11 protein-coding genes are annotated in these 12,320 nt (G+C 60.0%); 1 reads left to right on the forward strand and 10 read right to left on the reverse strand.

Annotated features, from left to right (window positions below; translation table 11 throughout):
* Positions 1-40: 40 nt before the first annotated feature.
* The 3 genes from EI291_RS14165 to EI291_RS14175 form a co-directional block, all read right to left on the reverse strand.
* Positions 41-1,999: a DUF4394 domain-containing protein gene (locus EI291_RS14165; RefSeq protein WP_125421075.1), complete on the reverse strand. Its 1,959-nt coding sequence runs from the start codon at positions 1,997-1,999 to the stop codon at positions 41-43.
* Positions 2,000-2,244: 245 nt separating this feature from the next.
* Positions 2,245-3,888 carry a bifunctional GNAT family N-acetyltransferase/carbon-nitrogen hydrolase family protein gene (locus EI291_RS14170; RefSeq protein ID WP_170172650.1) on the reverse strand — a complete coding sequence of 548 codons (1,644 nt, stop codon included), beginning with the start codon at positions 3,886-3,888 and terminating at the stop codon, positions 2,245-2,247.
* Between the two features lie 719 nt (positions 3,889-4,607).
* Positions 4,608-5,726 carry a hypothetical protein gene (locus EI291_RS14175; RefSeq protein ID WP_125421081.1) on the reverse strand — a complete coding sequence of 373 codons (1,119 nt, stop codon included), beginning with the start codon at positions 5,724-5,726 and terminating at the stop codon, positions 4,608-4,610.
* Between the two features lie 157 nt (positions 5,727-5,883).
* Between EI291_RS14175 and EI291_RS14180 the strand changes: the two genes are divergently transcribed.
* On the forward strand, positions 5,884-6,333 hold the full coding sequence (locus tag EI291_RS14180) for a hypothetical protein (protein ID WP_125421084.1): 450 nt from the start codon (positions 5,884-5,886) through the stop codon (positions 6,331-6,333).
* A 143-nt stretch (positions 6,334-6,476) separates the two neighbouring features.
* Here EI291_RS14180 and EI291_RS14185 read toward each other — a convergent pair whose 3' ends face one another.
* From EI291_RS14185 to EI291_RS14215, 7 genes are all read right to left on the reverse strand, one after another.
* On the reverse strand, positions 6,477-7,136 hold the full coding sequence (locus tag EI291_RS14185; protein WP_125421087.1) for a CoA transferase subunit B: 660 nt from the start codon (positions 7,134-7,136) through the stop codon (positions 6,477-6,479).
* A 132-nt stretch (positions 7,137-7,268) separates the two neighbouring features.
* Positions 7,269-7,964: a CoA transferase subunit A gene (locus EI291_RS14190; protein ID WP_125421090.1), complete on the reverse strand. Its 696-nt coding sequence runs from the start codon at positions 7,962-7,964 to the stop codon at positions 7,269-7,271.
* Between the two features lie 112 nt (positions 7,965-8,076).
* A complete protein-coding gene (locus tag EI291_RS14195) occupies positions 8,077-9,024 on the reverse strand; it encodes a bifunctional riboflavin kinase/FAD synthetase (protein WP_125421093.1) in 948 nt (315 codons plus the stop codon).
* 52 nt (positions 9,025-9,076) lie between these two features.
* Positions 9,077-9,919 (reverse strand): tRNA pseudouridine(55) synthase TruB, encoded by an 843-nt coding sequence (gene truB / locus EI291_RS14200; RefSeq protein ID WP_125421096.1) that lies wholly within the window; start codon positions 9,917-9,919, stop codon positions 9,077-9,079.
* 141 nt (positions 9,920-10,060) lie between these two features.
* Positions 10,061-10,849 carry an undecaprenyl-diphosphate phosphatase gene (locus tag EI291_RS14205; RefSeq protein ID WP_125421098.1) on the reverse strand — a complete coding sequence of 263 codons (789 nt, stop codon included), beginning with the start codon at positions 10,847-10,849 and terminating at the stop codon, positions 10,061-10,063.
* Between the two features lie 59 nt (positions 10,850-10,908).
* The gene (locus EI291_RS14210; RefSeq protein WP_125421100.1) at positions 10,909-11,217 is read right to left on the reverse strand and encodes a DUF3098 domain-containing protein; all 309 of its coding nucleotides are present in this window, start codon (positions 11,215-11,217) and stop codon (positions 10,909-10,911) included.
* Positions 11,218-11,356: 139 nt separating this feature from the next.
* Positions 11,357-12,244 carry a cell division protein FtsX gene (locus EI291_RS14215; RefSeq protein WP_125421103.1) on the reverse strand — a complete coding sequence of 296 codons (888 nt, stop codon included), beginning with the start codon at positions 12,242-12,244 and terminating at the stop codon, positions 11,357-11,359.
* Positions 12,245-12,320: the final 76 nt, after the last annotated feature.

Here is a 12,320-nt window from a genome sequence, read left to right on the forward strand (position 1 = left end):
GGTAGTGTAGCCTTATATTCTGTTCAAACGAGCAGCTAGACTATTCCAGCATCAGGCGCTGGGTTCCGGCGTCCTGTCCATCCACGCTCAGGCGCAGGAAGTACACGCCGGCCCGGTGCTTAGCCGGCTGCCAGGCTCGGGCGTGGGTGCCCGCCGGTAGCATACCCAGCGTCTGTTGCTCCACAGTGCGGCCCAGGGCATCGGTGAGTGTCAGCTGAGCCTGGCCGGTGCGGGGGAGCCGGAAGCTGATCTGGGCTGATTCCGTAACGGGGTTGGGGTACAGGCTAAAACCAGCCGCCACGGCTGGCTGGCGGGTGCTGGTAACACCGGCGGCACCGGCCAGAGCAATGTCGCGCACGGCAATACCGCTGCCCACCTGGCCCACTACGGTAGTTGCGCCTGTGGTAGTATTGAGCATGTAGAGGGTGCTGCTGCCGTTGGTGGCGGCATTGGCTACCAGATAGCCCGTGTTGGTAGTACCGCTGGCATAAATGTCCATGTCAACGTCGCGGGCGGCGGTGGCCGTCAGGCCAGTGGTGCCGATGGTGTTGAGTGTACCGTCGTTCGGTGGATTTTGCAGGGCCAGCACGTTGCGGGCCTCATCATACACAAACAGCTGCGTGGCGGTGGCACCGGCTACGCTGTTGGTGTAGGCAGCGGCTCCCACGGCGGGCGTATTGGCGGCGTTGGCATCGGTGGCCGCGTAGGTGAGGGTGCCATCCGTGGCGGCAATGGTGCCGTCGTTGGGGTTCAGGCGGAAGTTGGCCCGGTTAGCACCTACTACCCGAATCCGGTCTACGGTGGGGTTGAAATCGAAGCCGATGCTGCCGGTACCCAGCGCCAGAGCCACAGGCGTGGCGTTGATGGCGCGGGCTACTCCGGTGGCGGCATTCACGCTGTAGAGTGTGGCCGTCTGGGCCGTAGCGTTGTAGCCCAGGGCCATCAGGGTGTTGGTAGCGGGCCGCACGTCCAGGCCCACCAGGGTCTGAGTGGCATCGATGCCCGTAATGCCCGTCGAGGTGCGAATGGTGCCGGGCAGGGCCGTATCAAACGTAATCAGGTTGGTTCCGGCCAGGGCGTAGGCCAGTTGGCCGGTAATGGCCGGCAGGGTAGCCGGGCGGGTAATCTGCACGGCAATATCCCGCACATCCAGGTTCGTTCCGATAACGCCCACGGAAGTGGTAGCCGCCGTAGCCAGGTTCAGGGTGTAGAGCGTGGTGGTATAGCCCGCCACGCCGGATATCGAAGAAGAGAGGTACGCCGTGCTGGTGCCGGTGGTGGGGCTGGTGTAAATATCCAGGTCCAGGTTCTGGCCGGTGCCGGTGGGCACGTTGATGGCCGCTACGGTATTCAGGGTGCCGTTATTCGGCGGGTTCTGGGTGAGAAGCCGGTTGTTATTGGCCTCATCAATATCATACAGCGTGGTGGTCGTGCTGCCGATGTAGGAGTTGGTATACGCCGCCGCGCCTACGCCCGGAGTAGCACCGGCGTTGGCATCCGTAGTGGCGTAGGCTAGGTTGGTATCGGTGGCTGCAATACCGCCGGTAACCGGGTTCAGCCGCAGGTTGGCCCCGTTGGAGCTTACGACCCGGATGCGGTCCACGGTGGGGTTGAAGTCGAAGCCGATGCGTGAGGAAGTGTTACCCAATGGCATAGCCACAGCCGCCGTGCCTACGGCCGTAGCGGCCCCGGTCGTGATGTTGAGGGTGTACAACCGGCCGGTTTGCGTAGCGGCATCGTAGCCCAGCGCAAACAGCTCGCCGGTGTTGGGGCGGAAATCCAGCCCCACGATAAGCTGCCCGGTACTCACTCCGGTAATGGGGGAAGCGCCCAGGGTAACGCCCGGTGCCGCAGCAGCAAACGAAATCAGGGTATTGTTGTCAGAGAGGCCGAAAATAGTCTGGGCCTGAGCGGAGCTGGCTGCAAAAGTCAGAGCCAGGGCACCTAGTAGGAAACCGCCCCGTTGAGCAGCCTTCCGGCGAGTAGAGTGTGCGCGCATGAAGTACGTAGAAGTGGTGAATGGAATACGATGTGCGTTATGTGAACCTATATAGGTTATCACAGATACGAAAGGAAAGAGTAGGCGGCTTGGGTAGCTGATACAATTAATCCGCTTTTAATTCTATTTGAGCGTGCTGCCCGATTTTGCGCGGAAAGGGCCAAAAAAATGCACTCCCGAAAACCGAAAGTGCCCCACTGGAAAACCAGCGGGGCACTTTGCAAGCAGGTAAGCGGATCGGATAATTACCCCGCCGCCACGGCTTTGCGGCGGCTAGCGGTTTTTGGGGCCCGTTCCTCGCCCTGCGCCAGTAGCTCGTCGTCGCGCTCTGTTTTCTTCACCCAGTTCAGCGAGTACAGATCCTTGCGCCGGTCACGAAGATTACGCACGGCTCCGCTCGTGTTCAGATCCTTGAGCAGGTCCAGGTCGAGGTCGGCAATCAACGTCATTTCGGTGTTGGGCGTAGCTTCGGCCACAATGGCATCGTGGGGGAAGGCAAAGTCCGAGGGGCTGAACACGGCACTCTGCGAGTACTGGATGTCCATATTTTCCACGCGCGGCAGGTTGCCCACCGAGCCGGTAATGGCCACGTAACACTCATTTTCAATGGCCCGCGCCTGGGCACAGAGGCGCACGCGCTGGTAGGCGTTTTTGGTGTCGGTCCAGAAGGGTACGAACAGGATTTTCATGCCTTCGTCGCTCAGCATCCGGCTCAGCTCGGGGAACTCCACATCGTAGCAAATCAGGATACCGATTTTGCCGAAGTCCGTATCGAAGCAGCGCAGCTTGTCGCCGCCACGCATGCCCCAGTAGCTGGCCTCATCGGGCGTCACGTGCAGCTTGTATTGCTCATCCACGGTGCCGTCGCGGCGGCACAGGTACGATACGTTGTAGAGCTTGCCATCATCGTAGAGCGGCATGGACCCGGCAATTACGTTGATGTTGTAGCTCACGGCCAGCTCCATCATCTTGGTTTTGATGGGCTCCGTGAAGGCGGCCATCGAGCGAATAGCCACCGACGGCGACTCCTCGTTGGTGAGGGCCATCATGGGGGCGTTGAAGAACTCCGGGAATAGCACGCAGTCGGCCTTATAGCCCGACACGGTGTCCACGAAGAACTCCATCTGCTGGAAAAAATCCTCCAGGTTCTTGGTGGCCCGCATCTGCCACTGCACAATGCCAATGCGCACATTCGACTTCTGGTTACCAATCAGCTTGTCGGTTTCCTCGTCGTAATACACGTTAATCCACTCCAGCAGCGTGGCGTAGGCTTTGCTTTCCGAGTCGTAAGGCAGATACCCCCGAATCAGCTTGCGCACGTAGAAGTCGTTAGCCAGTTGGAAGGTGAGGATGGGGTCGGTAATTTCCTTGTTGCGCACCATCTCCACGTACTTGGCCGGCGTCATCTCATTGGAGTACTGATTGTAGCCCGGAATACGGCCGCCCGCCACCATGGCGCGCAGGTTCAGGTTTTCGCACAACTCCTTACGCGCATCGTAGAGGCGGCGGCCCAGGCGCAGGTTACGGTACTCGGGGTCCACAAACACATCCACGCCGTACAGGGTGTCGCCATCGGGGTTGTGGGTATTGAACTTGCCGTTGCCGGTAATCTTGGCGTACGTGTGCTTGTCGCCGAAGTCGGAGTATTGCACAATGATGGCCAGCGCCGCCGCCACCACTTGCCCGTTATCCTCGATGCAGATCTGGCCCTCGGGAAATTTCTTGAGCAGCGCGTTGTACTCATCCTGCGCCCAGGCCCCTTCCATGTTGGAGTATACCTTGTCCATGATGGCCTTCACAGCCTTGAAGTCGGTGCGGCGCAGGCTGCGCAATACCAGCTTGTGGGCCGGAATGGCGGTAGGTGTCAGCAGCTCGGGCGCGGCGGGCATACCGGGCAACGTGTTCTTCTTGGCGGAGCCACCGCCTGTTTTTGCATGAGAATTGGCCATATCAGGTAATCGAGAGGTGTCGCGAGGGAGGAGAATACCGGGCAAAGGTACCGCCTACGGTAGTTTACTGCCCCGGTTTACGGGTGCACAACAACTTCGGTGGCAAAAAGTGTCGGGCCCAGTTTTGAAACGGCCTACATTTAAGCTTGTATCAAGGTCACTCGGACGTAATTTCCTTATGCCAGCCACCAACGCATTGTACGCACCATTTTTTCCGCTTGGGTTTATTGCGTTCTGGGCAACTATCTGTTGGGTGATTTCCCTAAACGGCTGGAGACAGTTGGCACAGCACTTTCGGGCCCACGGGGAGTCGCTGGGCAAGACGGAATCCTTCTGGATGCAGGCGGCTTCCATGCGGGAAGTAGATGCTGTCGGCTTGGGGGCCAATTACCGCGGCGTCCTGAATATCAGCTGCGGCCCCGCTGGGCTCGGCCTCTCGGTATTGTTTCTTTTCCGCGTTGGTCACCCGCCTCTGCTAATTCCCTGGTCTGCCATAGGTCCAGTGGAATGGAAGCAGGGCCTATTCGGGTTGAGTACCTATTGCACATGCGTAGTCACGGCGCCTGATGGGGCAACGGCAGTAGAAATCAGGTTGAACAGCCGCGCTGTTGCGGAGCAGATAGAAGTCTGTCAACAGCTGCAAAGCCTGGGTGGTTGAGTTACTCCCGCACCACCCGGCGTACAGCTACGCCGGCTGCCGTTTGCACCCGCAGCAGCAGTACGCCCCGGAATGCGCCAAATGCTTCAGCCGGAATTTCAACAGCCCCATTGCGCGGGGTGAAGTGCCGCTCAAACAGCCGCCGGCCCGCCAGGTCGGTGGCGGTTACGATGGCGGCAGCCGGCAGCGTCAGGCGCAGGCTCTGGCCGGCCGCTACCGGGTTCGGATACGCGGCAACTGCTGACTGTGGCAACTGCGCCGTAGCCGCCAGCGGCCCGCTGATGCGGCGGTACACGTCGCGGTACTCTACGCCCGACACCACTTCCTGAGCGCCGGCCTGGGTAGTGGTAATGGTGAGCAGGGGCACGTGCTGGCCCACGGCTAGCCATTTGTACTCGCGGGTAATGGGCAGCGTAAAGCCCTGCGAAATTCCCCCGGCCGAGAGGCTGTCGTGGTCCTCAATACGCGTGACTACCCGCACCGTCTGGAAAGTGCCGTAGGGCGTGGTGAGCGTGCCCCAGGCATCCACTTTGTTTACGCGCTTGCGGCGCTGGCTCAGGTACCCGGTGCCCGGAATGGTAACGCTGAAAAACGACCGGCTCGAATCGGGGGCGGAAGCGTAGCTGAGCGGAAACCGGTAAATGACGTCCTGCTCGGCGGCTGAGGCGTAGGTAACCGGCACGGCCGTACCCGCCAGCGTACCGCCGTACCCTACCGACCGAAAATCGGCAGCGGAAGCGTTGAAGAACTGGTAGGGGTCGGTGATGGGCAAGGTGTAGCCGGGCGGCAGCGGTACGGCCTGCGGAGCGGCTACGGTGGCCCGGTTGGAGCCGCTCAGTGCCGAGTTGAACGTGAAAGTGTACAGCGGCTGATTGGGAATAGCCGTGAAGCGCGCCACGTTCTGGGCTGTGGCTACCAGCGCACCATAGTTCCAGGTTTGGTTGGCTCCGCGCCGGCTCAGGGGTGGGGCACTGGCGGGCAGTACCAGTGCGGCCGTACTCTGGCGGAGCGTATCGGTTGCCACCGGCATATCGGCGCGGGTAATGCTGGGAGAGGTCTGGGCCACTGCGCCGGTGCTCAGTAGTAAACCGCAGATAAGCAGGGAGTAGGAGTAACGCATACGCAAGCAGAAGGTAATGGTAAGTCGGAATTCGGGCCGGTCCAAGATACGCGCTGCCGGTATTGGAAACTACTGGTCAGGCAGCAATATAGCCGGTTGAGCGGCGGCCTCCCCGCGTTCCTGCGTACCTTGCGGCGTGGCTATTCCCGAACAACGTATGCAAACCCTGGCCGCCGTGCTGGAAGCATCGGAGCAGTTTCCGGCCACGGCCTGGCTGTGCGCTCCGCCCGATGCGGTCCGCTGGGAGCCCCGTAGCCCGGCGGCAGTGCTGCTGACAGCGGCGGCAGGGCAGCCCGTGCCTGCACCGCCCGGCTTGGTGCGCGTCCTGTTTCTGGATGAAGTGCAGCTGCTGATGGAGCGGCTGCTGCGGCAGGTGCCGGGCGCAGTTCCCGAGCTTCGGATAGAGACGCTGCGGCGCTACAAGCTGGAAGCCGAGTTTCCGGCTCTCACGTCCGACCCCGAGCTACTGGCGCGGCACCTGGTGGAAGCCGTACGCTATGGCGCACTGCCGCCCCCTGAGGCGCTGGCGCATTTCCGGCGCTGCTTTTCCCACTTCACCCGCGAGGCGGCCCAGCACATTCTGGCCACGGCGTTTCTGAAGTGGTGAGAGAATGAGGGGATAATAGAAAAGTCATTCCGAGCGAGGCCGAGGAATCTCGCGTGCTGACGTCTGGTTTACTACCACAACATCAGCATGCGAGATTCCTCGGCTGCGCTCGGAATGACGTGTCTGCTTAGCCTAAGAAACTATTACACCCCCTGCATTTCGGGGACGCCGACTGCCGGAATGACTAGCTTGCCGGCCGTGGCGGCCTGAATCTGCTCTACCGAAACGCCGGGGGCCCGTTCGCGTAGCACGAAGCCGTCGGGCGTTACGTCGAGCACGGCCAGCTCCGTTACAATCTTCTTCACGCAGCGCAGGCCGGTGATGGGCAGGGTGCACTGGGGCAGCAGCTTGCTGCTCCCGTCACGGGCCACGTGCTGCATGGCCACGATGATGTTTTTGGCCGAGGCCACCAAGTCCATGGCGCCGCCCATGCCCTTCACCATCTTGCCGGGGATTTTCCAGTTGGCAATGTCGCCGTTCTCCGATACCTCCATGGCTCCCAGAATGGTCAGGTCCACGTGCTCCCCGCGAATCATGGCGAAGGAATCGGCTGAGCTGAAGATGCTGGAGCCGGGCAGGGTGGTGACCGTCTGCTTGCCGGCGTTGATGAGGTCCGGGTCAACCTGGTCTTCGGTGGGGAAGGGGCCCATGCCCAGCAGGCCGTTTTCCGACTGTAGTTCCACGTTGATGCCAGCCGGAATGTAGTTGGCTACCAGCGTGGGAATACCGATACCAAGGTTTACATAGGAGTTGTTCTGTACTTCCTGGGCAATACGTTTTGCAATGCCGTGTTTATCGAGCATAGTCGTTGTTATTTAGGTCATGCTGAGCGAAGCCGAAGCATCTCGCGTGCTGACGTATGATTACTAATCCGAAGTCAGCACGCGAGATTCCTCGACTGCGCTCGGAATGACGTTCTATTCTATCCTTGCCAGCTAAGCCCTAACCGTCCGCTGCTCAATGCGCTTCTCATAGTTGTGGCCCTCGAAAATGCGCTGCACGAAAATGCCGGGCGTATGAATCTGGTTGGGGTCCAGCTCCCCGGCGGGCACCAGCTCCTCCACCTCCGCTACCGTAATTTTGCCGGCTGTGGCCATCATGGGGTTGAAGTTGCGGGCCGTGCCTTTGAAAATAAGGTTGCCGGCCGTATCGCCTTTCCAGGCTTTCACGAAGGCAAAATCGGCGTGCAGAGCGGTTTCCAGCAGGTGCATCTTGCCATTGAACTCGCGGCTTTCCTTGCCTTCGCCTACCTCGGTGCCGTAGCCGGCCGGAGTGTAAAAGGCCGGAATGCCCGCGCCACCGGCCCTGCACCGCTCGGCCAGGGTGCCCTGCGGAATCAGCTCTACTTCCAGCTCGCCGCTCAGTAGCTGCCGCTCAAACTCGGCGTTTTCACCTACGTAGCTGGAAATCATCTTGCGCACCTGCTTGGTCTGGAGCAGCAGGCCAATGCCAAAATCATCAACGCCCGCATTATTGCTGATGCAGGTGAGGTTGCGCACGCCCCGGCGCAGAATTTCCTGGATGGAGTTTTCAGGAATGCCGCACAGGCCGAAGCCGCCCAGCATGAGGGTCATGCCATCGGTGAGGCCTTCCAGCGCCGCCTCGGGGCCGCTTACTACTTTGTTGATCATAGAACGAATGGGTGGGTTTGGGGGGGAAAGGTACGGGATATGGCAAAAGTAAACAGGCAACGCCTGCTCCAGTCAGCGGGCGTTGCCTGTTTACTTTTTCGAGTCTAGCTTATTACAGCAGAATTCGGCGGGCTGCTTCCGCATCCAGCGCCAACTGGGCTTTCAGGGCATCCAGGCCGTCAAACTTCTGCTCATCACGCAGGCGGGCCACAAACTGCACCGTCAGTGGCTGATCGTACAGGTCACCATCAAAGTCGAGCAGGTGCGCTTCCACCGTCTGGGAGAGGTTGCCGCCCACGGTGGGACGCACACCAATGTTGAGCATGGCCGCATGGTGGGTGCCGGCGGCAGTGGTAGCCAGTACGGCATACACGCCCCGGGCCGGAATCAGCTTCAGCGGCTCCTCGCAGTGGATGTTGGCAGTGGGCCAGCCAATGGTGCGGCCCAGCTGACGGCCCTTCACCACGGTGCCGGTCAGGGGGTAATCATAACCAAGGTGGCGGTTGGCCGTGGCTACGTCGCCGGCTTCCAGCGCCCGGCGGATGCGGGTACTGCTCACGCCCACGGCATCCACATCTTCGCGCGGAATTTCCTCCACCGTCATGCCGTATCGGTCGGCGTGCTGGCTCAGGTAATCGAAACCGCCCTCCCGGTTTTTCCCAAACCGGTGGTCGTAGCCAATCACCAGCTTACTGGTGCCCACTGTACGCAGCAGAATGTTCTGGATGTACTCCTCCGAGGTCCAGCCCGCAAACTCGCGGGTAAACGGAATAATCAGCAGGTAGTCAACTCCAAACTCGGCCAGCTTGGCGCTCCGTTCCTCCAGGGTGTTCAGCAGGTGCAGGTTCAGCGGCTCGGAGTGGGAGGGTGGCGGCCCTATTACCAGCCGGGGGTGGGGCCAGTAGGTAATCACCACGCTGGGCCCGCCACTCTGCCGGGCCGTTTCCTGAAGCCGCCGCAGAATCTGCTGGTGCCCGATGTGTACGCCATCAAACGTGCCGCTGGTAACCACCGCATTACCGAGGTGCGGGAACTGGGCCGGATCCTGAATGACGTGCATGAAGTAACGCGTTATGCTAAAGTAAGAAGAGGGAAATAGGCCAGGTTACAGGTTAAATAACCGGCGTATCAGAGTCTGGTTCGGTGGGAGAGGCGGCGTGGGTGGCGTTGAAGTACTCGAGGCCGGCCCGGCGCTCCGGCTGCCGCTCCCGGCGCGGGCGGCGGGGCCGCTCGGCTTCGCCTTCGGGGCGGGGCGGGCGTAGCGCCTCCAGCTGCGGCATCGTGAGGGCATCGGCCAGCAGGTACTCGCCAATGCGGGTGCGCACCAGCTTGGTTAGGTGTGCTCCGCAGCCCAGGCCCTGACCAAAGTCGCGGGCCAGGCTGCGGATGTAGGTGCCTTTGGAGCAGGTCACGCGGAAATCCACTTCGGGCAGGGCAATACGCGTGAGCTCAAACTCCCGAATAGTAATCTGCTTGCTTTTGATTTCGGCCGCGTCGCCCCGGCGGGCTACTTCATAGGCCCGCTCCCCATTCACCTTTACCGCCGAAAACAGCGGCGGCGTCTGCTCAATAACTCCTATAAATGGCGTCAGCGCAGCCCGCAGTTCGTCTTCGGTGAGGTGCTGCCAGGGCAGCTCCGCATCCACCGGGGTTTCCAGGTCAAAGCTGGGGGTGGTCTGACCCAGGCGGAACGTGCCGGTATATTCCTTCTCCTGCGCCTGAATCTGGTCGATTTGCTTGGTCTTCTTGCCGGTGCACAGAATCAGCAGACCGGTAGCCAGCGGGTCGAGGGTGCCGGCATGCCCGATTTTCTTGATGCGCAGTGTGTTCTTTACTTTCCGCACCACGTCAAACGACGACCAGGTAAGGGGCTTATCCACCAGCAGGATTTCACCGGCCTCAAAATCGAAGCCGGCAGCAGCGGCCGGAGTCTGGGGTGCTTCTGAATGTTCCATAGATACGCGTAGTGCCGCAGCCGGGTAGTGGAGCGGCAGGTCTGGCAAAAATACGGGGTTGTTGCCTTACCGGTACCCGATGTAAGCAAAAGAACGCGCCGGGGCGCGTTCCAAAGCTGAAAAACCAGGTGGGGAAACAGATTAAATTATCTGGAGTGGAATGCCCAGCGCCAGCATAATCAGAATAACCAGGCCCACCACAATGCGGTACAGGCCAAATGCCCGGAACCCGAACCGGGACACGAAATCCACGAACGACTTCACGGCCAGCAGGGCCACGATAAACGCCACCACGTTGCCGAACAGTAGCAGTTTCACGTCGTTGGCACCGGGGGCTGCTACTTTGAAGGTTTTGTACAGCTGATACGCCGTAATGACGGCCATGGTAGGCACCGCCAGCAGAAACGAGAAGTCAGCGGCGGAGCGTCGGTCGAAGCCCTGGGCTAGGCCACCCACAATGGTAGCAGCTGAGCGGGAAACACCCGGAATCAGGGCAATGCACTGGAATAGCCCAATTTTAACAGCCTGCGCGAAGTTGGGCGTGGTTACCTGCTTGCGCGGCGCTTTAAAGAGCTGGTCAATGAACAGCAGCACCACGCCACCTATCAGCAACGACCAGGCCACCACGCTAACATCCTTCAGCAGCTGCTCAATCACGTCCTTCAGCAGGAAGCCCAGAATGCCGAACGGAATGAAGGCGGCCGCCAGCTTCAGGTAAAAATCAAAGCTCTGCAGGAACCGCCGCCAGTACAGTGCTACCACCGCCAGAATAGCGCCGAACTGAATGGAGGTGATAAATGTGTCAGTAAACGGGAGCTGGCCGATACCGAGCAGGTTGGCCACAATGATCATGTGGCCGGTGCTGGAAACTGGTAAAAACTCCGTCAGGCCTTCAACAATAGCCAGCAGAAGTGCGTGCCAGTACGACATACGAACAAAATGAAAGAGCTACCGCCAACCGGGCAGCAGGGCTCTTGTGGAGGAAAACCTTACCGCTTGTAGGTAGGCGTGGTAATAACGGGCTTGGCCGGTGCCGGCTGCGACGGAACGGTGGTAACCGTGGCGGCATCCTGGGCTACCGGGGCCGTAGCACCGGGCCGGGCCATAATGGCCCAGAACTCAATAGCGAAGCCAATGGCTAGCAGAATGGGGCCCAGGGTGATACCCAGAAATCCTTCGCCGTAATCTTCCGTGTCGAGCGTCATGGTGATGAAGCCAGCGGCCAGCACGGCCAGCCCGATAAACATCAGGCGGTAGTTACGCGGCCCAAAGGCGAAGCGGGGAGTAGTCGGTTCCATAAACGCAAAGGTAGAAGGCCCGCGGCAACCTGCCGCGCAAATTCAACCAATGAAGGATTTTGGTGAATGAAAGGTTGGATTGTTGAATTATTGGATGCGTGAACAAGGGATGCCAGTTCTCACAATTCACCCAGCCAACTTAATACAGCTCATCCAGGGACATGCTGAGGTATTTGCGCACGGCCCGCCAGGAGCTGAGAAACCCGATGCCCATGCCCAGCAGCACAAGTGCCACGGCCAGCGCTCCGAATAATCGTACATCCTGCAGCAGGCGCAACTCGGCCAGCTGCAGATAGGCATACTGCAGCAAGGCCAGCAGCAGCAGGCCCGCCAGCAGCCCGCTCACCAGCCCCTGCCATACGGCCCGGCGCATAAACGGCCACTGAATAAAGCTTGAAGTGGCTCCCACCAGCTGCATACTCCGGATCAGGAACCGCTGCGAGAACATGGCCAGCTTGATGGTATTATTGATGAGCACGACCACCACAAACGTAAGCACCGCCGCAAAGCCCAGCAGCACCAGACTCACGTTGCGCAGATTCTGGTTCACGGAGGTAATCAGGCTTTCCACGTATTCCACCTCAAACACGCCCGGCTCCTGCTGCAGCTCTTTCTTGATGCGGGCCAGCTGCGGCGCGTCGGCGTAATCGGCGTTGATTTTGAGTAGGTAGGCGTCGCGCAACGGGTTGTCGCCCAGGAACTGCTGAAAGTCTTCTCCCGTTTGGTCGATGAGCTGTTTAGCCCCTTCCTCTTTGGACAGAAAGCGTACCTGCGCCTGTCCATCCTTGCGGGCAATGTAGGGCTTGCGGGCCAGGTCCTGCTGTAGCTGCAGCAGTTGGGTTTCGGGCAGATTCCGCTCCAGGTACACCTGCATTTCCAGATTCTCCTTCACCAGCGTCGAAACCTTGTGCGCATGAATCAGCAGCAATCCGAACAGCCCAATGACCAGCAGGGCCAGGGTAATGCTGAAGACTACCATCAGATGCGGATAGCTGCCCAGTTTCTTCTTGCGGGTTGGTCGGTTCATACAAAAGTGAAATTGTGAAGGGTGAAGTTGTGAGGTTGTGCGGGGAGTAAAGCTGCTGATTCACAACTTCACCCTT

Source organism: Hymenobacter rigui (assembly GCF_003944715.1).
GTDB classification, from domain to species: Bacteria; Bacteroidota; Bacteroidia; order Cytophagales; family Hymenobacteraceae; genus Hymenobacter; species Hymenobacter rigui.